This is a genomic window from Erwinia sp. 1181_3 (assembly GCF_052824965.1).
This window is the reverse complement of record NZ_VTDE01000003.1, coordinates 392045-416255: the sequence shown is the minus strand read 5'-3', so window position 1 is coordinate 416255 and position 24211 is coordinate 392045. Positions and strand designations below refer to the sequence as shown.

At 55.2% G+C, this 24211-nt stretch carries 23 protein-coding genes; 14 read left to right on the top strand and 9 right to left on the bottom strand.

What is annotated here, in order from left to right:
- Nucleotides 1–120 precede the first annotated feature (120 nt).
- The 6 genes from FY046_RS10355 to FY046_RS10330 all read left to right on the top strand — a co-directional run bounded on the left by FY046_RS10355 (nt 121) and on the right by FY046_RS10330 (nt 5442).
- Nucleotides 121–1359, top strand: coding sequence for an urea ABC transporter substrate-binding protein (locus FY046_RS10355; protein WP_133843643.1), 1239 nt, complete (start codon nt 121–123; stop codon nt 1357–1359).
- Nucleotides 1360–1368: 9 nt separating this feature from the next.
- On the top strand, nt 1369–2238 hold the full coding sequence (locus tag FY046_RS10350) for a branched-chain amino acid ABC transporter permease (protein WP_133843641.1): 870 nt from the start codon (nt 1369–1371) through the stop codon (nt 2236–2238).
- A complete protein-coding gene (locus tag FY046_RS10345; RefSeq protein WP_133843639.1) occupies nt 2238–3260 on the top strand; it encodes a branched-chain amino acid ABC transporter permease in 1023 nt (340 codons plus the stop codon). Before FY046_RS10350 ends, FY046_RS10345 begins: the two co-directional genes overlap by 1 nt.
- Entirely contained in the window at nt 3257–3988 is a 732-nt protein-coding gene (locus FY046_RS10340; protein ID WP_192933189.1) for an ATP-binding cassette domain-containing protein, read from the top strand. The genes FY046_RS10345 and FY046_RS10340 overlap by 4 nt, the downstream gene beginning before the upstream one ends.
- On the top strand, nt 3981–4688 hold the full coding sequence (locus tag FY046_RS10335; RefSeq protein WP_133843637.1) for an ABC transporter ATP-binding protein: 708 nt from the start codon (nt 3981–3983) through the stop codon (nt 4686–4688). Before FY046_RS10340 ends, FY046_RS10335 begins: the two co-directional genes overlap by 8 nt.
- A 151-nt stretch (nt 4689–4839) precedes the next feature.
- A complete protein-coding gene (locus FY046_RS10330; protein WP_167863869.1) occupies nt 4840–5442 on the top strand; it encodes an ANTAR domain-containing response regulator in 603 nt (200 codons plus the stop codon).
- Here FY046_RS10330 and FY046_RS10325 read toward each other — a convergent pair.
- Both FY046_RS10325 and FY046_RS10320 read right to left on the bottom strand, forming a co-directional pair.
- A complete protein-coding gene (locus FY046_RS10325; RefSeq protein ID WP_133843633.1) occupies nt 5423–6373 on the bottom strand; it encodes a helix-turn-helix domain-containing protein in 951 nt (316 codons plus the stop codon). The genes FY046_RS10330 and FY046_RS10325 overlap by 20 nt on opposite strands.
- Before the next feature lie 209 nt (nt 6374–6582).
- Nucleotides 6583–7977, bottom strand: coding sequence for an amidase (locus tag FY046_RS10320; protein ID WP_167863868.1), 1395 nt, complete (start codon nt 7975–7977; stop codon nt 6583–6585).
- Between the two features lie 36 nt (nt 7978–8013).
- Here FY046_RS10320 and FY046_RS10315 point away from each other — a divergent pair, with 36 nt between their 5' ends.
- A complete protein-coding gene (locus FY046_RS10315) occupies nt 8014–8280 on the top strand; it encodes a hypothetical protein (RefSeq protein ID WP_133843629.1) in 267 nt (88 codons plus the stop codon).
- A 166-nt stretch (nt 8281–8446) separates the two neighbouring features.
- Here FY046_RS10315 and lldD read toward each other — a convergent pair whose 3' ends face one another.
- The 5 genes from lldD to FY046_RS10290 form a co-directional block, all read right to left on the bottom strand.
- A complete protein-coding gene (lldD, locus tag FY046_RS10310; RefSeq protein WP_159337394.1) occupies nt 8447–9592 on the bottom strand; it encodes an FMN-dependent L-lactate dehydrogenase LldD in 1146 nt (381 codons plus the stop codon).
- Nucleotides 9589–10359, bottom strand: coding sequence for a transcriptional regulator LldR (lldR, locus tag FY046_RS10305; RefSeq protein ID WP_133843625.1), 771 nt, complete (start codon nt 10357–10359; stop codon nt 9589–9591). The genes lldD and lldR overlap by 4 nt, the downstream gene beginning before the upstream one ends.
- A complete protein-coding gene (lldP, locus tag FY046_RS10300; RefSeq protein WP_133843623.1) occupies nt 10356–12008 on the bottom strand; it encodes an L-lactate permease in 1653 nt (550 codons plus the stop codon). The genes lldR and lldP overlap by 4 nt, the downstream gene beginning before the upstream one ends.
- Nucleotides 12009–12260: 252 nt before the next feature.
- Entirely contained in the window at nt 12261–12695 is a 435-nt protein-coding gene (locus FY046_RS10295; protein ID WP_167863888.1) for a DoxX family protein, read from the bottom strand.
- Nucleotides 12696–12905: 210 nt separating this feature from the next.
- Nucleotides 12906–15107, bottom strand: coding sequence for a TonB-dependent siderophore receptor (locus FY046_RS10290; RefSeq protein ID WP_167863867.1), 2202 nt, complete (start codon nt 15105–15107; stop codon nt 12906–12908).
- 346 nt (nt 15108–15453) lie between these two features.
- Between FY046_RS10290 and FY046_RS10285 the strand changes: the two genes are divergently transcribed.
- The 7 genes from FY046_RS10285 to FY046_RS10255 all read left to right on the top strand — a co-directional run bounded on the left by FY046_RS10285 (nt 15454) and on the right by FY046_RS10255 (nt 22319).
- Nucleotides 15454–16395, top strand: coding sequence for a siderophore ABC transporter substrate-binding protein (locus FY046_RS10285; RefSeq protein WP_133843618.1), 942 nt, complete (start codon nt 15454–15456; stop codon nt 16393–16395).
- Entirely contained in the window at nt 16396–17355 is a 960-nt protein-coding gene (locus FY046_RS10280) for an ABC transporter permease (protein ID WP_167863866.1), read from the top strand.
- A complete protein-coding gene (locus tag FY046_RS10275; RefSeq protein WP_133843614.1) occupies nt 17345–18307 on the top strand; it encodes an iron chelate uptake ABC transporter family permease subunit in 963 nt (320 codons plus the stop codon). Before FY046_RS10280 ends, FY046_RS10275 begins: the two co-directional genes overlap by 11 nt.
- A complete protein-coding gene (locus FY046_RS10270) occupies nt 18304–19062 on the top strand; it encodes an iron ABC transporter ATP-binding protein (RefSeq protein WP_167863865.1) in 759 nt (252 codons plus the stop codon). Before FY046_RS10275 ends, FY046_RS10270 begins: the two co-directional genes overlap by 4 nt.
- A 320-nt stretch (nt 19063–19382) precedes the next feature.
- Nucleotides 19383–20018: a maleylacetoacetate isomerase gene (gene maiA / locus FY046_RS10265; RefSeq protein ID WP_133843610.1), complete on the top strand. Its 636-nt coding sequence runs from the start codon at nt 19383–19385 to the stop codon at nt 20016–20018.
- 24 nt (nt 20019–20042) lie between these two features.
- The gene (locus FY046_RS10260; RefSeq protein ID WP_133843609.1) at nt 20043–21005 is read left to right on the top strand and encodes a VOC family protein; all 963 of its coding nucleotides are present in this window, start codon (nt 20043–20045) and stop codon (nt 21003–21005) included.
- A 63-nt stretch (nt 21006–21068) separates the two neighbouring features.
- Nucleotides 21069–22319 carry an MFS transporter gene (locus FY046_RS10255; protein WP_446186020.1) on the top strand — a complete coding sequence of 417 codons (1251 nt, stop codon included), beginning with the start codon at nt 21069–21071 and terminating at the stop codon, nt 22317–22319.
- Nucleotides 22320–22408: 89 nt separating this feature from the next.
- Here the strand turns inward: FY046_RS10255 and yddG are convergent, their stop codons facing one another.
- Together yddG and FY046_RS10245 are read right to left on the bottom strand one after the other, a co-directional pair.
- Nucleotides 22409–23293: an aromatic amino acid DMT transporter YddG gene (gene yddG / locus FY046_RS10250; RefSeq protein WP_133843605.1), complete on the bottom strand. Its 885-nt coding sequence runs from the start codon at nt 23291–23293 to the stop codon at nt 22409–22411.
- 77 nt (nt 23294–23370) lie between these two features.
- Complete coding sequence (locus FY046_RS10245) at nt 23371–24204, bottom strand: PRD domain-containing protein (protein ID WP_133843603.1); 834 nt, start codon at nt 24202–24204, stop codon at nt 23371–23373.
- Between the last annotated feature and the right edge of the window lie 7 nt (nt 24205–24211).

Here is a 24211-nt window from a genome sequence, read left to right as displayed (position 1 = left end):
TTTAGCCTGACAATGGCGTCAGTCAACGTTAACCATCCCAACATCCCCTTTCTCTTTCATGGCGATCATGAAGGGCTTCCCGTGGGGGAAATAAATTAAAAAACAGCATCAGGAGTGTTTATGGCTATCAGTCGGCGTTCATTTATCAGTGGCAGTGTGGCATCCGCAGTCGGCATGGCAACGCTGGGGTTACCGAAGTTCAGCTTTGCCGCGGGCGACAACCCGATCAAAGTGGCGACCATTCTCGACCTGTCAGGCGGCCTGGATATTTACGGTAAACCGATGGCCGATGCCATCAACCTCGCGGCGTCCGAAATTAACGCCAGCGGCGGCCTGCTGGGGCGGCCGTTGCAGATGATTACCTATGACGCGCAGTCGAATATGCAGCTCTATGCGCAGTACGCACAGCAGGCCGCGCTGAAAGATAAAGTGGCCGTGGTACACGCCGGGATCACCTCTGCTTCACGCGAAGTGATCCGCCCGGTACTCGACCGCTTCCGCACCCTCTATTTCTACCCGGCGCAGTATGAAGGCGGTGTCTGCGACCGTAACTACTTCTCCTCCGGCTCCACCCCGGCGCAAACCGTTGAGAAGATGGTGCCTTATGCGATGAAGAAGTGGGGCAAAAAGGTTTACATCCTGGCGGCCGACTACAACTACGGCCAGATCATCTCCTCCTGGGTGAAGAAGTATGTTGCCGATAACGGTGGGGAAACCGTGGCCGTCGAATTCTTCCCGCTGGACGTCACCGACTTTGGTGCCGCCATCTCGAAAATCCAGACGGCGAAACCGGACTTTATCTGGTCGGCGCTGGTGGGCGGGGCGCACCTGTCGTTCTACCGCCAGTGGCACGCGGCAGGCATGACCGGAAAAATCCCGATGACCTCCACCAGCTTCGGCAGCGGTAATGAACACATCATTCTCTCGCCGGAAGAGAGTAACGGCATGCTGATCTGCGCCAACTATATGCAGGAGATCAACCAGCCGACCAATATCGACTTCGTTAAGCGTTTCAAAGAGAAGTATGGCCCGAATGCCCCTTATGTCAGCGACCTGGCGATGGGCGCCTATCAGGGCTTCCTGCTATGGGCGGAAGGGGTGAGAAAAGCGGGGGATACCGACCGGATGAAGGTGATTGAAGCACTGGAAAGCGGATTGTCGATTGATTCACCCAGCGGTAAAGCGACCGTCGATGCGGGCACCCATCATCTGACGCTGGATGTGCATATCGCGGAGGTCAAAGACCACCAGATGCAGATCCTCGAAACCTATGCGCAGCAGCCACCGCTGGATACTGCAATGGTGTGCGATCTGAAAAAGAATCCGCGTGACACCAAGCAGTATCAGATACAGCTGTAAGGAGGGAATATGGACTGGATCATTATCTACAGCGTTGAAGTGCTGAACGCGATTGCCACGCTGATTGTCATGAGCCTTGGGCTGGCGGTGGTGTTCGGCATGATGAAGATCGTCAATATGGCACACGGTGAATTTATGATGCTGGGGGGCTATGTGGCGATCCTCGCGACCAATCAGTGGGGCGTGCCGATCTGGATCTCCATGCTGGTGCTGGCACCGCTGGTGGTGGGGATCTTTGGCATCGTGGTGGAGCGGGTGATCATCCGTAACCTCTACGGGCGCATCATCGACACCATGCTGGCGACCTGGGGGTTGAGCCTGGCGATTATCGGCTCGGCAACCATGGTGTTTGGCAATACGACGCTCGGCATCAGCTCCCCGCTTGGGGGCGTGACCATCGGCAGCCTGAATACCAGCGGTTATGCGCTGTTTATGATCGGCTTCTCGCTGTGCCTGATGCTGGCGCTGTGGCTGCTGCTGAAGTTCACCACCATCGGCCTGTGCGCCCGCGCTACCATGCAAAATGCACGGATGGCAGCGGCGCTGGGCACCAACCCCGGAAAAATCTACAGCCTGACCTTTGGTCTGGGGGCGGCGCTCTCCGGCCTCGGCGGGGCACTGCTGGCGCCGATCACCGGGGTGATCCCGACGATCGGCATCAGCTATATCGCCAAAGCCTTTATCACCGTGATCGGCGGCGGTAGCGCGATCATTGCCGGAACGCTCACCTCCTCAACGCTGTTTGGTTCTATTTCGCAGGTGGTCACCTTTATGTCTACGCCGGTGTTTGGTGCGGTAGCGCTGCTGCTGTCGGCCATTGTTCTGCTGCGCCTGTTGCCGCAGGGCATTACTGGTCGCTTCTTTCGGAGATCCCTGTGATGAAAACATGGCCTGAATGGGTAAAAACACTGCTGGTGGTGATCCCGGCGGCGGGGGTGACGCTGTGGTTATCCGGTGCGCTGGAGCTGTACACGCTGCTGTCGCTGACGGTATTTCTGGTGATGGCGATCCTGTCGCTCAGCCTGGCATTTATCTGGGGCTACGGCGGTATTCTCTGCTTCGGTCAGGCGGCGTTTTTCGGTATTGGCGCTTACACCTACGCTATCTGTGCGATTAACTTTGGCGACTCCACCTGGGCTGTGGTGGCAGCGATTGTCGTGCCAACGCTGTTCTCGCTACTGCTGGGGTACGTGATTTTTTACGGCGGCGTCAGCGACGTCTATCTGGGAGCGATCACCCTGGCGGTCAGCCTGGTGCTGTTTAACTGGATGAACTCCACCTCCGGCAGCGAATACCGCCTGGGTGAAGCGCTGCTCGGCGGTTTTAACGGCATGCCATCCGTGCCAACGCTGAACGGCCTGTTCAGCCCCGACGATATTCTGTCGCCGGAAGCGATTTTCACCGTCACCGGTTTCTGCCTGATCCTCTGTTACGCGCTGCTGAAGCTGACGCTGGCCAGCCGCTTTGGCAAAACCGTGGTGGCGATCCGTGAAAACGAACAGCGCGCTGGGCTGCTGGGCTATAACGTCCCGGCCCATAAGCTCGGCACTTTTGCCATCGGCGGTGCGATTGCCGGGGCGGCGGGCTGCCTGTACGTCAACTGGGGGGCATTCGTCAGCCCCGGCGTCTTCAGCATCAGCCAGTCGGCGCAGATCATTATCTGGGTGATTGTCGGCGGGCGCGGCACCTTAATCGGCCCGGTGATCAGCTGTGTGGCGTTGCAGTGGCTGGTGACCCGGCTTGGGGCGCAGCAGAGCGTCGACACCAATCTGGTACTGGGGGTGATCCTCACCGCCTTTGTGCTGCTGATTCCTGGTGGACTGCTGCCTACCTTACAGCGGCTGATACGGCGTAAAGCCAGACCACAAGCGGATGCTGAGATGTCGGAGGTGAAACTGTGAACAGCCGGATTATTCTGCAGACAACGAAAATGGGCGTCAGTTTTGGCGGCGTCCATGCGGTGAAAGAGGTGGATTTTACCCTGCGTGAGGGCGAGCTACGCTGCCTGATCGGGCCGAACGGCGCGGGGAAGAGCACCTTCTTCAAGATGCTGAGTGGCCAGGTGCTGCCTACGCGCGGCGAGTGCCGTTACCGCGACCAGGTCATCTCCGGCCTGAAACCCTGGGCCATCGCCCGGCTCGGCATCGGAATTAAAACCCAGGTGCCCAGCGTATTCGAGGGCTTAAGCGTCTATGAAAATCTGTGGCAGGCGGCAGCGGTCAAACTGCCGAAAGCGCAGATCCCGCAGCATATTGCCCAGGTGCTGGAGCAGATCGATCTGGTTGCCAGCGCCGACACGGTGCTGTCTGAGATGTCGCACGGTCAGCGGCAATGGGTGGAGCTGGGGATGATCCTGATTTCAAAACCCGATCTGGTGCTGCTGGACGAGCCTGCCGCCGGGATGACCTGGCACGAAGTGCGCAAAACCGCCGAGCTTATCAAAGAGATCAACCTCAACAGCACGGTCGTGGTGGTGGAGCATGACATGGAATTTATCAGCATGATCGCTCAGCAGGTGACGGTGTTTAACCAGGGGGAGGTACTGGCGGAAGGCACCTTCCGCGAGGTCACGCAGAACCCGGCGGTCAAAGAAGCTTACCTCGGAAATACGGAGATCAAACATGCTTGAACTGAAAGGGCTGGTTTCCGGTTATGACAAAGTGCCGGTGCTGCATAACGTTGATCTGTTTGTCGGTGCCAAAGCCTTTACTGGCATTCTGGGCCGTAACGGCATGGGGAAAACCACGCTGCTGCGCGCCATCATGGGCGAACTGCCCGGCTGGCAGGGGCAGGTGTTGCTGAACGGCATTGATATCAGCCGCTATGAGGCGCATCAGCGCGCGGTGGCGGGCATTGGCTTTGTGCCGCAGGGGCGGCAGATTTTTCCCACGCTTACGGTGGAAGAAAACCTGCGCATGGGCTGTGTGAAAAACTTCGCCAAGGCGGCACCGATGGTGGAGCGGATGCTGGAGCTGTTTCCGCGATTGAAGCGGCTGGTGGCTCAGCCCGGCGGATCGCTGTCCGGCGGTGAGCAGCAGTTGCTGGCGCTTGCCCGCTGCCTGTGCGGTGAACCGCAGCTGGTGTTGCTGGATGAGCCAACGGAAGGGATCCAGCCGAATATCTGTGAGGAGATCATCGAGACGCTACGCGTGCTGCGCCATGAAATGGATATTTCTATTATCCTGGTTGAGCAGGACATCGAGTTCCTTTATGCGCTGTCCGACCGTATTCATGTGATTGAGAAGGGGGCGATTGTTGAAGTGATTGACCCGCGCCAGACCAGCGCGCAGGCGATTGCCGAACAGCATATCGGGTTCCATGTAGCGTAGGGATGACCTTCTGTTTCGGTCTGCCCGCAAACCCTGGCGCGTTGAATATAATACCCGTCCTGCGCGGCACAGTGTGGCACAGCACAACGCGTTACCTTCTCTGATGATGGTACGGCCTGTTGTCGTGCTGCACTGACGGGAAATGCATGCGATGGGTACTGATACAACGCTGGGTGGGTTAAACGGCCTGAAGGTGTGCATGGTGCATCCGGCCAACCGCGAGATTGATGCCGTTGCCGGGCAATTGGTTGCGCTGGGCTGCACAATGTTGCACTGCTGGCCGCTGGCACAGCCGATGCCGCAGGCGGATGTGGTGGTGGTGCGCATCGATTGCCGTTATCGCCCGGCGCTGCTGGCCCTGAGCCAGGCGCTGCGCGAGCGCGAAGTGCCGCTGATAGCGCTGGTGAACTATCAGGATCTCGCCGCGCTGGCACTGATGCTGGAACTCTCCCCACAGGCAAGCATCGCCGAACCGCTTAACCCGTTCGCCCTGGCGGCACAGCTAAACGCCTGCGCGCAGGTGGCGCAACAGCTGCGTCATCTGAAGCAGGAACTGACGCAAAGCCAGCGCCGTCTGTTTCTTCACACCAAACTCAGCCGGGCCAAACTGCTTCTGATGAGTGAGCGCCATCTTGATGAAGGGAGCGCCCACCGTTTACTGCGCTCTGAAGCGATGAACCGACGTTGTACGCTGGAGCAGGTGGCCGACCGCATTATTGATGACAGCCTGAACCTCACTCGCCAGGCAGGCTGACGCTGCGTTTTTTTATCAGTGAGGTGGGCGAACAGCCAAAGGCCTTGCGGAAGGCCAGGCTGAAATGTGACATATCGTTAAAGCCGTGATCGAACGCCACTTCGGTGATGCTGCGCGCCCGTCCTTCCAGCAGCACTTTGCGGCAGGCGACCAGGCGCAGCTGCCAGAGCGTGCCGATCGGCGTACTGTCGTGGGCGGCAAACAGGCGGCTGACGGTGCGGGGGGAAACGTGGTGGGCGCTGGCGAGGCTGGCAATCGAAAGCTGCTGTTGATGCAGGTTCTGCTTCAGCCAGGCGACCATGCGGGCATACAGATCCGGTTTGCCTGACGCATCGCTTTTTTGCAGGTTAATGGCGGCGGCAATCAGTTCAAACAACGTGCTGGCAAACTGCCCGGTGTGCCCGGCACTCTCGGTATCACTGTTGTAGTCGAAGGCTTCCAGCATCATCTGCCGTAAGGTGGTGACGCCCGGACGATGGGCATCAAGCCTGACACCGGCAAGCGCATCAATCCCCGGTGCGCTGTGATCAAACACGGTGCGCGGCAGGCGGATGATATTGATCGCGGCCTGATCCATGGCGAAGTTAAACGGCCGTGCAGCATCATAAATCACCATATCCCCTGACTGCGCCGTACTGCGGTGACCATTCTGCTCCAGCTGACCGCTACCGCTACGAAATAACCCGATATAGTAGTCACTGGCCGGGTGCTGGCGGATGCACTGTGGGGTGCGCTGCCACACCAGCGCAGTGCGCGAGGTATGGCTGGCAATATCAACATCGGCCAGTGTGCTGTAGGTGAAACTACCCGAGAACTCCGTGGCCTGGGTCTGCTGTGCCCGGGCATTGATCAGCCGCGAACACACGGCATCGCGCCAGGCATCAAAACGGTGGCGGGATTCAAAATCCTCAGTGGAAAAATACTCTTTCATGCTCTTTCCTCGCAGAGTGACCGGGCATCAGCGCAATATTCTTCGCGAACTCATCACTGATACTGCAAAAACAGGGCCATAACGCGCGGACAAAGAGAAAATTAACGGTTTTTAACGTGATGATGTTAAAGGGATTTTTTCAGCATGGCAGAAGGGCAAAGCCGGGCGCACCATCGCGGGGAGCGGGTGCGCCGCAGCGGGGCGACAGGTTACAGTTCGGGGTGCATCCGGTGCCATTCGGTCACCTGTTGCCAGGCCCAGCCGCCCTGGATGGCGCGGGTTTCATCAAAGTGGGCCGCGACCAGCTGGAAGCCGATCGGTGCACCCGCGGCGGTTTTGCCGCAGGGCAGGGTGATAGTCGGGTGGCCGCTGCTGTCAAAGGCGCTGGTAAAGCGCAGCACACCCCGGAACAGCTCGTCGTCGGTGCCGAAGCGGTCCATGGTTTCCCAGGTCAGCCCGGCAAAGCTGTTGGCGGGGGCGAAGATCAGATCGACCTGCTCAAACAGCGCATTAAGGGTGCCGCGCAGGCTGGCACGGCGCAGCCACAGCTTCTGGTACTCCAGCGCACTCAGCGAGTGGCCGAGGTCGAGTAATCCGGCCAGCCCTGGCCCGTACTGGTCGCGCTGCGCCGGGAAGGTTTTTTCATGAGCGACGGCCGTTTCTACCGAGCACAGTGCGCTCCAGTCACGGGCCGCTTCATCGGTGTCTGGCATGGTGATCGGGACTATTTCTGCCCCCAGCGCGGTCAGGGTGGTGAGCACCTGAGTCAGGGCGCTGCGTGTCTCGGCATCCACACCGTCCAGCGCCCAGGCGCTGTCGAGGCCGATGCGGCATTTTTTCAGCCCTTTGGTCATCAGCGCCAGGTAGTCGGGAACGGGCTGGGTGCTGGAGGTCGGGTCTTTTTCATCGCGCCCGGCAATGGCCTGCAACATGGCGGCGGCATCGGCGACGGAACGCGCCATCGGGCCGATATGGTCAAGCGACGCGGCCAGTTCAAATGCACCGTGGCGGGTGACGCGGCCCCAGGTCGGTTTGATGCCCGTCAGGCCATTGGCGCTGGACGGGAAGCGAATGGAGCCGCCCGTGTCGGTACCTATCGCGCCAAAGCACAGCCCGGCGGCGGTGGCCACACCGGACCCACTGGACGACACGCCGGTCCACAGCGCCTCTCCCCAGGGATTGATGGGATGGGTGACCTCGGGATGGTGATCGGCAAAGGCGCTTTCTGTCTGTACCAGCTTGCCTAAGATGACCGCCCCGGCTGCCCGGAACCGTTCCACGACCGTGGAGTCTTCCGCCGGATAGAAATCTTTATGGATGCTCATACCGTGGGTGGTGGGGGCATCTTTGGTCCAGATCAGATCTTTCAGGGCGATGGGAACGCCGTGCAAGGGGCCACGGAAGTGCCCCCGGGCAATCTCATCATCGGCCTGCTGCGCCTGTTGCAGTGCGCTTTCGTTCATGACATGCAGGTAGCTGTGCAGCGTCGGGTCGAGGCGGGCGATACGTGCGAGCAGGTGTTGTGTGACCTCGACGGAAGAGAGTTCGCGTGACTGAATACGCTGGCCGACTTCTGACAGGCTGAGATAGTGCACATCGTTCATGATTGAGCTTCCCGTAGGCAAAGTGGAGTTGACCTGTTGAAGCTAAAGCAGTGGGCAACGGTGGGCTTTGTTGAGATGGACAAGAAGTGTGGCGGGGCAGCCACTGAGTTTTCATGGCGCTCCCTATGGTTTCAAAGCTGCCATAATATTGCGATAATTTGTTCTGATCGACCTGTGACGATGGCCTGCAGGATTGTTCAGGTCAACGTCAAGGGCATTTCGCTTTCCCGCTTAGAGCGTCATGTGATGGTGGTTTTAAAACTGACCGCGAGCACAGTTTTTGCGGGGATGGGGCCAGCTTGAGGTAAGCCGGACGTCACGCGGCAGGGATGCCGCGAGCCGAGGCCCGCAAGGATGCGGGTTTTGCCGATCCGGCGTGCTCAAACTGGCCTCAGACCGGAAGCCAAACTGGCAGCCACAAAAAATGACTGGGGATCTCTCAGTGGTCGGCCCTTGCGCTAAGTTGAGTTTAACCCAATCCGTTCTCCACCAGTGCCGAACGCGAAATATCCGCCACTGATTTCATGCCGGTCAGCGTCATCGCCACGCGCATCTCTTTCTCGATCAACGTCAGCAGATTTTCCACTCCAGCCTGACCTGCTGTTGCCAGCGCATAAAGATACGCACGGCCCAGCAACACGGTATCCGCGCCCAGCGCCATCATCCGCACCACGTCCAGCCCGTTGCGGATGCCGCTGTCGGCCAGAATGGCGATATCGCCTTTCACCGCATCGGCAATGGCGGGCAGCGCACGCGCCGTTGACAGCACGCCGTCCAGCTGACGGCCGCCGTGGTTGGATACCACAATGCCGTCGGCACCGAAGCGTACCGCATCGCGCGCGTCGTCAGGATCGAGAATGCCTTTGATGATCATCGGGCCATCCCAGAACTCGCGGATCCACTCCAGATCGCTCCAGCTTATAGAGGGATCGAAGTTATTCGCCAGCCAGCCAATATAATCTTCCAGCCCGGTGGGTTTCCCGAGATAGGCGGAGATATTACCCAGGTCATGCGGCTTGCCGTGCAGCCCAACGTCCCAGGCCCACTGCGGATGGGTAACGGACTGCAAGTAGCGGCGCAGGGCGGCGTTCGGGCCGCTCATCCCCGAATGCGCATCGCGATAGCGCGCGCCAGGCGTCGGCATATCCACGGTAAACACCAGCGTGGAACAGCCTGCGGCTTTGGCACGCTCGAGCGCATTACGCATAAAACCGCGATCTTTCAGTACATAGAGCTGAAACCACATCGGGCGGGAGATCGCCGGGGCCACCTCTTCAATCGGACACACCGATACGGTGGAGAGGGTAAACGGAATACCCTTCGCCGCGGCGGCTTTCGCTGCCTGCACTTCACCACGGCGGGCATACATCCCGCACAGCCCGACCGGGGCCAGCGCCACCGGCATCGACAGTGTTTCGTTAAACAGCGTGGTTTGCAGGCTGAGGGTGGACATATCGTTCAGCACACGCTGTTTTAGCGCGATCTGCGCCAGGTCATCGACGTTACGCCGCAGCGTATGTTCTGCGTAAGCGCCACCGTCAATATAGTGAAACAGGAACGGGGGCAGGATGCGTTTGGCTGCGGCACGGTAGTCGGTTCCGGCTGAAATAATCATCGATTTTCTTCCCTTGTGACATCGGTATCGTCATCCGGCAGGCGAGTGCTGCGCTGCTGCCGGGCTTCATTTTCATGCAGGGTTTTGAGCGTGGTCTGCACAAAACCCAGGTGACTTTTCGCCGCCTGGCTGGCCCGTTCCGCATCGCCCGCGAGGATCGCCAGCAGCAGTTCTTCATGCTGCTCCGTCAGGTGAGCAAAAATCGTCGGTACGGTGTACATACGCTGGCGGCTGTGTGCCACGGAGGATTGCAGCAGATCGAAGAAGCCGCGCATGGTCTGTAACAGCACCACGTTATGCGAGGCTTCAGCAATCGCCAGATGAAAGCGCACATCGGCCTGCGTGGCCATCTCCGGTGACAGACTCTCCTGCTGCTGGATGGCGTCAAAACAGCTCTGCAGCTTTTCTTTATCAGCATCGGTCGCCCGCAGCGCCGCATACCAGGCGGTGCTGGCTTCGATGGCATGACGTGCTTCCAGAATATCGTTACGGTAGTCCGGATCATCTGCCACCAGCGCTTTCAGCGGCTGGACGATGCGCTGTTCCGACCACGGTGGCGGCGCTTCACACAGGTAATATCCCCCGCCGTGGCGGCTGAACAGCACCCCTTCACCCACCAGCTTTTTCAGGGCTTCACGCAGTGAGGATCGCGACACCGTCAGTTCATCCGCCAGTTTACGCTCGGATGGCAGGCGGGCGCCTGCCATCAGCTGGCGATCGGCGATCAGCGTTCGCAGACGATCGATCAGTGAGCCTGAGGCGGTCATGGGATCATCCAGGTCAGCACGTAGGCCTGTAGCGTGGTGATCACCCCAACCATACAGGTGAAGATCAGGCTGTGTTTCACGGTAAAGCGGAACAGGTCCGACTCTTTCCCGACCAGCCCCACCGCCGCACAGGCAATGGCAATCGACTGCGGAGAGATCATCTTCCCGGTCACGCCGCCCGTAGTATTCGCTGCCACCAGCAGCAGATCGGACACGCCAATCTGCTGCGCCGTGGTGGCCTGCAAGGCGGCAAACAGGGCGTTAGACGAGGTATCCGACCCGGTCAGGAACACGCCCAGCCAGCCGAGGAACGGCGAGAAGAAGGTGAACGCAGGGCCGGTATGGGCCAGCGCCAGTGCCAGCGTGGCTGACAGTCCGGAGTAGTTAGAAATAAAGGCGAAGGCCAGAACCATGCCGATAGAGTAGATGGGCAATGCCAGTTCTTTCAGCGTGCTGCGGAACGTCGACAGGGCATCAGCAGGTTTCATCTTCAGATAGACGATGGAGATCAGCGCCGCCACGATAATCGCGGTACCGGTCGCCGACAGCCAGTCGAATTTAAACACCGCCGCGTAAGGCGTGATGGCGTTGACCACGGGGGGCATCTTCGCCACCAGCTTGTCGAGGAACGGGATGGGGATATTCACCACCAGGTTGTACAACGCACCGCCAGGTGCAAACAGCGCCTTGAACGGGGGAATACTCCACAGCGTAACGGTGGCGGTCAGGAACAGGAACGGCATCCAGGCGCGGACAATCTGCCCGGTGCGGTATTTCTCCACCACCAGTGGCTGTTCAGGGGCATTATCCGCCGGTTTAAAGCGGAAGATGCGCACCGGTTTCCACACGCGCAGGAACAGCGTCAGACATACCAGCGACACCAGCGAAGAGATGATGTCCGGCAGTTCAGGGCCGAGGAAGTTAGAGCTGAGATACTGGGCAAGGGCGAACGATCCCCCGGCCACCATCACCGCAGGCCAGGTCTCTTTAATCCCACGCCAGCCATCCATGATCGCCATGATCCAGAACAGCACGATAATGGTCAGGAACGGCAGCTGGCGGCCAACCATCTGGCCGATCTCAAAGCTGTCCAGCCCTGTGACCTGCCCGGCAACAATAATCGGTATCCCCATTGCCCCGAAGGCCACGGGGGCCGTATTGACGATCAGGCACAGACCCGCCGCATACAGTGGATTAAAACCAAGGCCGACCAGCAGCGCAGCGGTGATCGCCACCGGTGCGCCGAACCCGGCGGCCCCTTCAAGAAAAGCACCGAACGAGAAGCCGACAATCAGCATCTGCAGGCGCTGATCGGGGGTGATCGACAAAATTGAGGCACGAATAATATCGAACTGCCCGGTTTTCACCGAAATTTTATAAACAAAAACAGCAGCGATAATAATCCAGGCAATCGGCCATAGTCCGTAGAAGAAGCCATACACCACCGATGCCAGCGCGCGATCCACCGGCATGCGGTAAAGAAACAGCGCCACCATCAGCGCCAGCACCACGGTGATGGTGGCGGCGAGGTAGCCTTTCAGCTTGAGCTTAATCAGCGCAAAGAAGAAAAACAGGATAGGGATGGCGGCGATCAGGCTGGATAGCCAGATATTGTTCAGCGGGTCATACACTTGTTGCCAGGGTTGCATGCAGGGTTCTCCAGAGTTTTTCTCCCCCTGCTGATTATGGTCCTACCAATTCAGCTGTCTGGGGTTAACAGCTGCTGATAGTTAATATTTTGTTAGTTGAATACAATGATTGTTGCGCAATTTTTGCTTTTCTGTGGCCGGGATGACTGTTTTTTTACGATTGGTAGGACCATGTTGGGTGAAGAAGTGAGGTCAGAGGGGGGAGATAAAAAACGCACCCGCAGCGGATGCGTTGAACAGAAGAGGGCCCGATTAACGCCAGGCGCTGTGGCCGACGACCGAATATTTTCCGCCGCCCTGGAACAGGATCGCCAGTGAGGCGAACGCAAAGAAAGCCATGCTCTCAATCGCCCAGGCTCCGACCGGGCTCAGGCTGAAGGTGTCGCCAAGACCTGCCAGCAGCCACGCCACCACCATGGTGCCAATGATTGTCAGGGCTGAGAGGCGGCAGAGAATGCCGAAGATCAACAGCAGCGGGGCCACCACTTCTCCGATCAGCACGCCGTAACCGATGAAGGACGGAAGCCCGTGCGCGGCCAGCATGCCCTGAATGCCGCCAATGCCGGAATGCAGCTTATGCCAGCCGTGGAACAGCATCAGGCCGCCGACCGTCAGGCGCAGCAATAATTTGGCAAAATCAGGATGAGAGAGCAGCTGGTTAAAGCGGGTAAGCGTATTGGCTATCATCATTGTTATTCCCGTGTGAGGTTATCATCAGATAATACTCATTCTCATCTTTTGGCATACGGCTACTGACGGTAGCCTTGTCCAAAGTCAAAAAATGCGGGGAATAGTGGGAAGGTTTCAGGAAAGGCGTGGATGGGTCCAAGGGACTGACCGAAACAAAAGGTCAGCCCCCACAGGAACCGTGTTGCTCTGTGTTGTTGAAACCGGCTATCAGAAGCCCATCGTTACGCCCGCATAGTACGCGCGACCCGGTTCGTTATAAGTAGAAGCGCCGTCATTTTCGCGGTAAATCTGCTTATCAAACAGGTTGCTGACGCCGCCTTTCACACTCAGGTTTTTGGTGAACTTGTAGTTGAGATTCAGCCCGACAATGGAATATGCACCAATCTCGGTCGTGGACATAGGGGTTGTCCCTTCCAGACGGCTTTCCACAAATTCACGCGGCTTCTGGCGTCCGTACAGCGTCCAGTTCAGCTCGGTGGAGAACTTATCGGTAATCTGATAATCCAGCATCGAGTTGATGGTGTACTTAGGGATGATCGACAGCGGGTTGCCGGTTTTTTTGTCTTTCGACTCCAGCATATAGGTGGCATTAGTCCGCCAGTCGAGCACATCACGCACCACCGGGATCGTCAGGCTGGCTTCCAGCCCTTCCACCAGCGCTTTGCCACCATTTTCCCATTGCAGGATATTCCTGTCATCGGAGGCAGTGCCAATCAGCTCGGTGCCGGAGACAATTTTATTTTTGTAGTCATTGCGGAACCAGGTCACACCCGCGGTATAGCCATCGGCAGCAAACTCCAGCCCCAGCTCTTTATTGACGCTGACTTCGGCGTCCAGATTGGTGTTACCCAACAGGTAGCAGCCGACACCATTGTTAATGCCTGAAGGACAGCCGTTACCCCGGGTGGCCAGCAGGTAGCCTTCGCTTGACTGGTAGAGGTTCGGGGCTTTAAACACCCGCGCAATACCGGCTTTCAGTTTGAACCCTTCACCCAGGTCCTGAGAGAAGTTAAAACTCGGGCTGAAGTTACTGCCGAATTCACTGTGGTGATCAAAACGCAGGCCCGGGATCAGGAAGGTGCCTTCCCATGGCTGGATGTTGTCTTCGACGTAGAGTGCGGCCGTGGTTGCGCTGTTCTTGCTGCTGCGATCGGCGGGATCGCCCGACATATCACCAATGATCACGCCACTGGCATCGGTGGCTGACATGGAGGCGCTATCGTCCAGCTTTTCGTGATTCCACTCAGCGCCGAGGGTCACGGTCTGCTCAATCCAGCGGTCCATCGGCATATTGGCTTCCGCGCTGGCACGGTAATTTTCCAGTCGGCTGGTGCTGTACTCGTCGCTGTTAATCATCCCTTCCACGCGTCCGGTAGAACCTTCTTTCAGGCGCGTGTTATTGGTTTTTTCATAGTTGAAGGCGAGCTTAGAATCGCCCCATTCCCAGAAGCCGTTATGGGTCAGGCCGTAAGACTGACGGTACAGGCGATTCGTCTCGGAACCGTACAGCGAGTCGACCAGGCCACCGGGGCTGATGTTGCCATTGCTGTACTGGGTATCTCCGGCGTAGATATTGCCCTGGCGGCTGTAGCCATAGCTGAAGTCGAGGATCTGCGAGGGGGTCATTTTCCAGGAAACCAGCGCATTAATATCTTTGTTACGCACCCCTTCACGGCCCGCGGCATACGCGCCGTTTTGCGCCTGGTTGATATCGGCGGCATCGGCGTCGGTTTTGTTGAGGTTACCGTAGAGGCGCATGGTCAACGCGTCACCCGCCAGCGGGCCGCTCAGGCTAAAGTTGGCACGTTTGGTGTCACCTTCTTTGCTGTTTTCCGGCTGGTTGGTAAACAGCGACAGGGAACCGTGCCAGTCTTTGGTCGGGCGCTTGGTGTGAATATTGATCACGCCACCGGCGGCACCGGATCCGTAGCGGGCGGCGGCCGGGCCACGCAGCACTTCAATACGCTCGACCATTTCAGCTGGTACCCAGTTGCTGTCGCCACGGGTATCACGTTCGCCTTTCCAGCTGTAACGCACGGAGTTACGCGAGCTGACCGGCACGCCGTCAATCAGGATCAGGGTGTTTTCCGGGCCCATACCGCGAATATCAATCTGACGGTTATTCCCCCGACTGCCGTTAGCACTGTTTCCGGTCAGGTTGACGCCGGGCATTTTGCGGATGATGTCGGACAAATCGTTCACTGGCGGGTTCTTCGCGATATCCTCTGCCGTGATGATAGAAACGCCAGGCTGTTGTTTTAACTCCTGTTCTGCTGTTTTTTGTACCAGCAGCACATCTTCCACGTCACTGGCGGGGGCGGTATCGTCATCGGCACTGGCCGTCCCGGCCAGCGTGGCGGTCAGTAGCAGTGCCAGAGGGTGTAATCGAAAGCGTCCATTCCTGTTCATCGCATCATCTCAAAGTGTTCGGTGTTGTAAGAGAATGTGCATGATAACGATAATTGTTATCATTTCTATGGTGGGAAATACGAATCCTTAAAATCTCCACAATTGGCCAGTTTTGTCAGTAAAAGTCAGTGGTTATATTTAATTCGCTATAAATCAATTGATTGCATCCTTCACATTTGGCTCGCAATCTTCTTATTTGATACGGATTGTGAGGTTTGTCTGTTTTGTGAACAGCGGATGCCATGTTCTGTCTACCCATCCTGCCAGGCAGTCGTTATTATCCCGCAACAAAATCGAACGCGAATCGTTCTCATTTTTGCTACTTATCTGATTCTCAGGAGAGAAAATGCGCTTCCCTCAGGCCTTCGTTTTATCGCTGTTTTCCGCCATGCTCGCCTGTGCGCCTGCGGCTTTTGCAGCAGATGCTCCCGCACTGACGGTCGTGCACGCGCAGGGTTCCACCGCTGTGCCGAAACATCCGCAACGTGTGGTGATCCTCAGCCCGGCAACGCTGGATATTGCTGATGCCCTGGGGATTAACCCGATGGGGGTGCCACAAACCAGCGCGCACTATCCGCAGCATCTGGCGAAGTACAATGGCAAGGCGTATCTGAATGCCGGCACGCTGTTTGAACCCAACTTTGAAGCCCTGAGCAATGCCAAACCCGATCTGATTCTGGCCGGTGCCCGCGCTCATGATGCCTATGGCAAGCTGAGTGAAATTGCCCCGACCCTCTCACTGGATCTCGACCCGAAACACTTCGTGCAAAGCCTGACCGAACGTACCGAACAACTGGGAGCGATCTTCGGTAAAGAAGAGAAGGCACAACAGGTGATTGCGGCGTTTAATGCCCAGATTGCTGACGTGCGTAAAGAGTCCGCCACCGCCGGTAGCGCGATGATGCTGATGATTAACGGCGGCAAGATCAGCGCGCACTCACCGGGTTCACGTTTTGGTTTTATCTACGATGTGCTGGGATTTAAACCGGCCACGGCTTTCCCGGAAACCGGCAAACACGGTAATGCGGTGTCGCCTGAGTTCATCATGGAAGCGAATCCTGACTGGCTGTTTGTGCTGGATCGCGACAGCGCCATTGGCCGCAAAGAGGGCGTATCCGCACAGCAGGTGCTGGATAACCCGCTGGTGCGTAAAACCAATGCCTGGAAAAAACAGCAGGTGGTCTATCTCGATTCCGGTTCGCTTTATATTGCAGGCGGCATTCAGAGCTACAGCAATCTGATGACTCAGGTGAAGCAGGTGCTGGATAAAACGAAAACCCAGCCGTAAATGAAATCCGTAGCCTTTATTGCAGGCCTGGCATTACTGCTGGGCCTGATTGTTTGCAGCCTGTTTGTCGGCGTCAGCCGTGTCACTCTGCTCAGTCTGTGGTCAGATCCTGAAATGCGGGAGATCCTGCTGATCAGCCGTTTTCCCCGTACCGCCGCGTTACTGCTGGCGGGGAGCGCGATGAGCGTGGCAGGGCTGATGATGCAGATGCTGACGCAAAACCGCTTTGTTGAGCCTTCGGTGGTCGGCACCACGCAGTCTGCCAGTCTGGGACTGCTGCTGGTGATGATCATCAGCCCTGCCGCGCCGATCATGCTGAAAATGGGCGTTGCCACACTGTTTGCCCTCGCAGGCACCGCGTTGTTTATGCTGATGATCCAGCGTATCCGTATGAAATCCTCCCTGATGGTTCCACTGGCCGGCATTATGCTGGGCGCGGTTTTCAGTTCAGTCACCACCTTCCTTGCGATGAAGTTTGATCTGCTCCAGTCGCTGGGCGGTTGGGAATCAGGCGACTTTTCCAGCGTGATGCAGGGACGCTATGAACTGCTGTGGGCGGTGGGCGCGATCACACTGCTGGCAGCGGTGATGGCTGACCGCTTTACGGTGGCGGGCATGGGGCGTGATTTTTCGGTCAATGTCGGGCTGCACTATCGCCGCGTGATGCTGATGGGGATGGCAATGATCGCCATGATCAGTGGCGTGGTGGTAGTGGTGGTCGGCGTGCTGCCATTCCTGGGGTTGATTGTGCCTAATATTGTCAGCCTGGCGCTGGGTGACAACCTGCGGCGCACCGTGCCCTGGGTGGCACTGGTGGGCGCGATGCTGGTGATCGGCTGCGATATTCTCGGCCGTCTGATCATCCACCCGTTTGAAATTCCGGTCAGTGCGCTGCTTGGCGTGCTGGGCGCGATGATCTTCCTCGTGCTGATTGTGAGGTCGAAACGCCATGCGCACTGATGCTTTGTCACCCGGCAAACGCCTGTTGCTGCTGACGACGCTGCTGCTGGTGCTGATGGGGATTTTCATGACCCTCGGTCTGCACGGCAATATCGCTTATATCCTGCGGCATCGCGGGCAGATCCTCGCCACGATGGTGCTGGTCGGTTTCGCCTCCGGCATCAGTACGTTGCTGTTTCAGACCCTGACCCGTAACCGCATTCTGACGCCGTCGGTGATGGGGCTGGAGTCGCTGTTTGTGTTGATGCAGACGCTGCTGATCTTCGCGCTGGATGTCGGCGGGCTGAATATGCTGGGCAGCGTAGGGCGCTTCATCGCCGAAAGCGCACTGCTGGTGATGTTTGCCACGTTGCTGTATCGCTGGCTGTTAGGGGGCGCCGGGCTGGATCTGCACCGGGTGCTGCTGATAGGCCTGGTGTGCGGCACGCTGTTCCGCAGTATCTCGGGCCTGATGCAGCGCCTGATGGAACCGGGTGAGTTCGCGGTGTTGCAAAGCCGCATCTTCGCCACGTTTACCCGTGCCGACAGCGATGTGCTGCTGATTTCAGCCGGGGTGATTGCCGTGGTTGCCACGCTGGTCTGGCGATTGCGTCACCGTCTGGATGTGATGGCGCTGGGGCCGGATAGCGCTATTGCGCTTGGTATTGCCTGGCAACGTCATGTCACCGGTTTACTGCTGCTGATCTCGCTGCTGGTGGCGGTCTCGACCGCGCTGGTGGGGCCGATGATGTTCCTCGGCCTGCTGATCGTCAATCTGGCCTATCCGCTGATGGGAAGCTGGCGACATGCGTATCTGCTGCCCGGCTGTGTGCTGATTGGCATCATCACGCTGGTGGGCGGGCAGTTGATTTTGGAACGGCTGCTGGATATGGCCGGGACGCTGTCGGTGGTGATTGAGTTTAGCGGTGGGGCATTGTTCATCTATTTACTGCTGAGAAAGGGCGCCAAGTGATCGACATTAAGCAGGTCAGCAAACAGTACGATACTCAGCCGGTGTTACAGAACATCTGCGAAACCCTGCCATCGTCAGGCATTACCTCTATTATCGGGCCAAACGGTGCCGGCAAGTCAACGTTACTGTCGGTGATCAGCCGCCTGCTGAAAGCGGACAGCGGCGTGGTGACGGTAGACGCGCTGGACGTCAGCGATGCCAACAGTGAAAAACTGGCAAAGGTACTGTCAGTGCTGCGCCAGGAGAACCATTTTACCAGCCGTCTGACGGTGTGGGATCTGGTGAGCTTTGGCCGTTATCCCTACAGCAAGGGGCGGCTTAATGAAAATGATCGCCAGCATATTGAGCAGTCGCTGGCGTTTCTTGATTTGCTGCCGTTGCGTCATCGCTATCTGGATGAGTTATCCGGCGGTCAGCGCCAGCGCGCCTTTGTGGCGATGGTGCTGTGCCAGGACACGCAATATGTCCTGCTGGACGAGCCGCTGAACAATCTGGATATGAAGCACAGCGTGGCGATGATGAAGCAGCTACGACGCGCCGCCGATCAGTTAGAGAAATCCATCGTGCTGGTGATCCACGACATTAACTTTGCCTCGGCATACTCCGACTTCATCCTGGCGATGAAGGACGGACAGGTGGTATTCCGCGGTACGCCTGAGCAGGTGATGGTGCCAGAGGTGATTGAGCAGATCTTCGATCTGCCCGTGACCGTTGAGCAGGTCAATGGCCAGCGTATTGCGATGTATTACCGCTAACACAGTAGGGCAGGAAAAAGTGCTGCCCTGCACATCATTTTATTGCGTACCACCATCAATCTCATCCTCATCTTCCTGCGTATACAAAATGTGTCTGTGTTATTGACAGAAACCTCACATCTCGTGATCTCATTAAATTCACCATGTCATCAATTCATTTATGAAAGTTTCACGGCGTTTTTACAATGATTACTTTTATTCCCATGTTTTTTGAATGCAAAAGCAAGATTTGGAGTGTTGTGTCGATAGGGTGTTTATATTGTTGGGGGCGGTGTGAGAATAACAACGGATATGTGTTTTGAAAAATATAAGGATATGTAATGAAACTCTACTCATTTCATTTGTCATCAGCATCAATACGCATTCGCCTTTCACTGGAATATAAGAAGCTTGATTATAAACTGATCGAAGTGGATTTATCCAAGGGGGGCCATCAGACAGGGGGGTATCATGAATTAAACCCTCAAAAACTGGTTCCAACACTGGTTGATGGTGATGTTACCTTGACTCAATCAATCGCTATTATTGAATACTTAGAAGAGAAATACCCTGACAGATATCCACTTATTCCTGAATCTCCAGAAGATCGGGCAAGGGTGAGATCTATCTGCCAGTTTATAGCAAGCGAAATGCAACCTTTAACAAATGCCCGAGTCAGGTTGTATATGACCAGTCATCATGTAACACCGCAAGATATTCATGCATGGTGTGTACACTGGATACGGTCCGGCCTTGAAATATTGGAAGCTATTTTAGTTAATGAGTCAAAAAAAGGACGTTATTGTTATGGTGATAAACCCACCATTGCTGACGTGTTTTTAGCTTCTCAATTGTTTCTTGCTCGTCGTTTCATTTCTGATTTTAATCATTACCCCAGAATTATGTATCTGGATAATATTATTTCTCAGGTTCCCGGTTTTAAAAAAGTACTGGAACAATCTTATCTTGGTGTTTAATGATAAAAATGCATAGGAAAAATTATGAATGCTATTAACGGGCATTTGACAGGAATCCATCATATAACCAGCGGGGTTTCTGGAGCGCAAGAGGACGTCGATTTTTTTACAAAAATACTGGGCCAAAGGATGATCAAACAAACCGTGTTGTTTGATGGTGAAAACCCTGTTTATCATTTGTATTATGGCAGTCAGGATGCTCAGGCGGGATCGATTATGACAACGCTACCCTTTAAAGATCTCGGATACAAAGGGCGAAAAGGAAGCGGCCAGATCAGTGCAGTTGCCTATGCTATTCCACCCGGATCGATGGCGTTTTGGGAACAACGTTTATCCTTGCATTTAATAAAACCCATCACGAAAAAATATAAATTTGGTGCGGAATATATTGAATTTGAACACCCCTCTGGACTTGTTTTTGAATTAACGGAATCAGAGGTTAATGATATCCAGGGTTGGGTAACTGATGAAATCCATGACGATCATGCTATTCGAGGTATTTTTGGCGTGACACTTTCTGTGCGGGATTACACTGAACAAGCACGTTTTTTCACGGATGGTCTTAAGATGACGCTGGCCGCTGAAGATGGCGCTTATCAACGCTTTCATATTGGCGCGGGCGGCCCGCAGCGTACCATCGATGTCCTGTACGATCCATCCCTACCTCAGGGAACCTGGGGATTTGCACAAGGTATCGTGCACCATATTGCATTTGCTGTTGAGACAGAGAAAGAACAGTTAGAAATTAAAGAACACCTTGTCGGATTAGGCTTTCCTGATGTGTCAGAAATTAAAGATAGAAATTACTTTCATTCTATCTATGTACGATCGCCTGGCGGTATTCTCATCGAGTTTGCTACTTCTGATATTGGTTTTTGTATTGATGAAACCCCACAGGCACTAGGCAGTAATCTGATGATTCCTCCCTGGTGGAAAGATAAGGAAAGTGAATTTATGGATAAGCTAGAGAAAATAAAAATTGATTAAACTTTTTTAAATTCAATGAGTGTAGATGTTTTTTGATGTAATTTTCAGTTAAGGCGGTCAGGTATGATGGCATCAAAGCAAGAGCGGTTGCCGCGGGAATTTAATAAGATCTCATTTTCTAATCTTTTTGCTCAACTTTCGGAACAATTGGCTTTGGCGGGTGCGTTAATGTACGCCGCTATTTATTTGAATGCATCTGTCAGCGAGATAAGTTTCTTACAGTTAACGCAAACTCTACCCTTTTTATTGATGTCTATTCCTGCAGGATTGTTGGTTGATCGACTTTCAAGAACGCTGACGATGCTCACTGCTGAAGTATTACGCGCTTTGTCGTTAGTACTTATTTGTTTTTTTATATTCAAATCAAGTCTTTCTATTCCTGTTTTGGCTGTGTTAGGTTTTATTGGTGCCACGAGTACCGTGGTATACAGTATTGCGGTGCCTTCTCTGGTTCCTGCATTAGTACCCAAACATAATATGGCCATAGCGAATGGACGAGTCGAATTAGCCCGCTGCCTTGCACTGGCTATTGGCCCCACTATTGCAGGTTATTTAATCGCTCATAGTGGAGTTTCAGTGTCCTTTGTCATTTCTGTTGTATTTTCGATGGTCGCATTTATTCTTATATTAAATTTAAAAGAACCTCCTCGTGTTAAGCAAGGGAAAAAACATATTTTATCGGATTTGAAAGTTGGGGCATTGTTTGTTGCCAGGAATTTACATCTGAGGCAGATGCTGTATACATCGATTGTTTTCAACATATCATGGTTTATATTGCAATCCATATATATTATTTATGCAATGAATAAGCTGAGTTTTACAACGGACTTAATTGGCAGCAGTATGGGGGTTTATGGTATTGGGATGGTTGCAGGTGCAGTGATTATGCCATTTATCAGCAGGCGTTTATCTTTTGGAACACTGCTGAAGTTGGGCCCAACAAGCGCACTCTTTGGCGCGGTTTTGATGGCGGTGACACTATTTTATCCCTCTTATCCGATTGTGATTTTGAGCTATTTTTTCTTCGGTGTAGGACCAATAATATGGACAATTTCTTCCGTGACCTTACGACAAGCTATTACACCTGAGAATATGTTAGGCCGTGTATCCTCCCTGGTGATGATGGCGACTTTCGGCGCGCGCCCTATTGGGGCGGCATTAGGCGGTGTGCTGGGAACATATATTGGTATTGATAATTGCATCTGGGTTGTTTTGATTGGTTTTCTGATTCAGTTCATTATTATTTATACGGCAGGTGTTTCAAAACTGGCGAGCCTGGAATCATTGCCTGAACCGATCCCTCTTGAAAAATGAGATCGGGTCACTTCGTCCGCGTAGCGGGGAAGCGACCGCCATTCGCGACATCGGTACACTTAGCGTTGCTGACGTGAAAGCAGGGGGGGTTAGGTTTTGATACGCGTTGACCACCAGCACAGCAGCGAGCCGAGACTGACCATGCCAGCGCCTTGCCAGAAGTTGACCGACAGGCTGGCGTTCAGCATCCAGGCGGCCAGCATGGCCGAAAGCACGGGAATAAAATAGGACGCGGTGGCCAGCAACGTCACATTACCGTGCAGGATGCCGATGTTCCATGCCGCATAACCCAGGCCCATTGCCAGCGCAGCCAGTGCCAGACTCACCAGCACCGGAAACGTGATGGCCATCTCTGGCTGAGGTGCAGAGAAATATTTTATCCACAACGCCAGTGCGGTCAGCATAAAGAACAGTGTGATGCCGTTACTTCCCCGGGCTATTTTTTGCGTCAGTACGCAGTAAATTGCCCAGATCACGGCGCCCGCGAGGGCCAGCCCATAACTGAGGGGATTTGAGGCGATGTTATTGCCGATCTCCGCCAGCGACAACGTATGCTCACCCGCCAGCACTTTGGCGATCCCGACGAGGGAGACCGCCATTCCCGGGACGATCAGCAGGCTGCATTTTTGCCGGGCGATAAACACGGATAACAGGACGGTGAGGCTGGGCCAGAGATAGTTCACCATGCCCACTTCAATCGCCTGCGTGCCGCTACGGGCATAGCCCAGCGAGAGAGACAGGCAGATTTCATAGCTGACAAACAGCAGGCTGCCCAACAGCAGATAGGCGCGGGGAAATGTTTTTACCTTCGGGAATCCCACCGTCAGCAGCAACAGCAGCGAGCTGAGCGTGTAGATCATCGCGGCTCCGCCGACAGCGCCGAGCCCCTCACTGACACCGCGTATCAGCCCGACAATGGCGCTCCACAGAATGATGGCGATAAGCCCGGTCAGCGTGGCTTTTTTGTGAGTCATGGTGCGGTCCCTGCTGTGATGATGTTATCCGTGAGGATTTTACAGGGTAGAGGGCCTTTTCACATCGAATTGATGGCTTATGATGTCGTATCCGCTAAACGGCTGATATGAATACCCATCCAGGTTAATTCATCATTAGGTAAGCGGTACTGATATTTTTCCTGAATATAGTCGCGTACGGTACAGGCAATCGACATTGCCTGTGGGTGGAACTTCATCATCTCGTGATAAAAGTCATCACTGTGCTGTGTTGCGATTTTTTGTGCCATCACGCGCTCGGCGAAATAACGCAGGTGGGTAATAAAGCGATTGTAATTCACGCTGTTAATATCGATATTTCTATTCAATTTATATCTGACGATTTCGGCAATACGGTTCACTAACTGAACCTGCTGATGCGCATCCCCGCTGTCCGGATCGCCGGAGGCATTAATCAGATGAAAGGCGATATGTACCGCTTCGTCATCATCCAGCACCACCCGAAAACGGTCGTTGGCGAGGTCGCGCGCCTGCACGCCGATCTGATATTCACGTGGGTAATAACGCTTCACTTCCCAGTTCAGCTTATTTGCCAGCGGATTGCCCGCTTTGCAGCGCTCAACCGCATAGAAAAGATGCTCCGCCAGGGTGAAAAACAGTACGTTGTTCAGTTTCTCAACGTACTGTTTTTGCGCCAGCGCAATAATGTCGTGGGTCAGGTCAAAATACGCTGCCGGAACCGTATCGGTGAGTGAGAGAAAGTGCTGAGTTTTAACCCCTTCCAGTGGGATAAACACCTGTTCGATGGCATCCCTATCCACATCAGCACCGGGTTTGGCACCAAAGCCGATCCCCTTGCCGAACAGAATCAGCTCGCTCTGGTCCCGTTGGACCAGCAGCATGCTGTTATTCAGCGATTTCTTCACTTTCATCGAGAGA

Coding starts and splice junctions, on each gene's coding strand:
- FY046_RS10355 (WP_133843643.1), top strand. CDS start 121: ATGGCTATCAGTCGGCGTTCATTTATCAGTGGCAGTGTGGCATCCGCA.
- FY046_RS10350 (WP_133843641.1), top strand. CDS start 1,369: ATGGACTGGATCATTATCTACAGCGTTGAAGTGCTGAACGCGATTGCC.
- FY046_RS10345 (WP_133843639.1), top strand. CDS start 2,238: ATGAAAACATGGCCTGAATGGGTAAAAACACTGCTGGTGGTGATCCCG.
- FY046_RS10335 (WP_133843637.1), top strand. CDS start 3,981: ATGCTTGAACTGAAAGGGCTGGTTTCCGGTTATGACAAAGTGCCGGTG.
- FY046_RS10330 (WP_167863869.1), top strand. CDS start 4,840: ATGGGTACTGATACAACGCTGGGTGGGTTAAACGGCCTGAAGGTGTGC.
- FY046_RS10325 (WP_133843633.1), bottom strand. CDS start 6,373: ATGAAAGAGTATTTTTCCACTGAGGATTTTGAATCCCGCCACCGTTTT.
- FY046_RS10320 (WP_167863868.1), bottom strand. CDS start 7,977: ATGAACGATGTGCACTATCTCAGCCTGTCAGAAGTCGGCCAGCGTATT.
- lldD (WP_159337394.1), bottom strand. CDS start 9,592: ATGATTATTTCAGCCGGAACCGACTACCGTGCCGCAGCCAAACGCATC.
- lldR (WP_133843625.1), bottom strand. CDS start 10,359: ATGACCGCCTCAGGCTCACTGATCGATCGTCTGCGAACGCTGATCGCC.
- lldP (WP_133843623.1), bottom strand. CDS start 12,008: ATGCAACCCTGGCAACAAGTGTATGACCCGCTGAACAATATCTGGCTA.
- FY046_RS10295 (WP_167863888.1), bottom strand. CDS start 12,695: ATGATAGCCAATACGCTTACCCGCTTTAACCAGCTGCTCTCTCATCCT.
- FY046_RS10290 (WP_167863867.1), bottom strand. CDS start 15,107: ATGAACAGGAATGGACGCTTTCGATTACACCCTCTGGCACTGCTACTG.
- FY046_RS10285 (WP_133843618.1), top strand. CDS start 15,454: ATGCGCTTCCCTCAGGCCTTCGTTTTATCGCTGTTTTCCGCCATGCTC.
- FY046_RS10280 (WP_167863866.1), top strand. CDS start 16,396: ATGAAATCCGTAGCCTTTATTGCAGGCCTGGCATTACTGCTGGGCCTG.
- FY046_RS10275 (WP_133843614.1), top strand. CDS start 17,345: ATGCGCACTGATGCTTTGTCACCCGGCAAACGCCTGTTGCTGCTGACG.
- maiA (WP_133843610.1), top strand. CDS start 19,383: ATGAAACTCTACTCATTTCATTTGTCATCAGCATCAATACGCATTCGC.
- FY046_RS10260 (WP_133843609.1), top strand. CDS start 20,043: ATGAATGCTATTAACGGGCATTTGACAGGAATCCATCATATAACCAGC.
- FY046_RS10255 (WP_446186020.1), top strand. CDS start 21,069: ATGATGGCATCAAAGCAAGAGCGGTTGCCGCGGGAATTTAATAAGATC.
- yddG (WP_133843605.1), bottom strand. CDS start 23,293: ATGACTCACAAAAAAGCCACGCTGACCGGGCTTATCGCCATCATTCTG.
- FY046_RS10245 (WP_133843603.1), bottom strand. CDS start 24,204: ATGAAAGTGAAGAAATCGCTGAATAACAGCATGCTGCTGGTCCAACGG.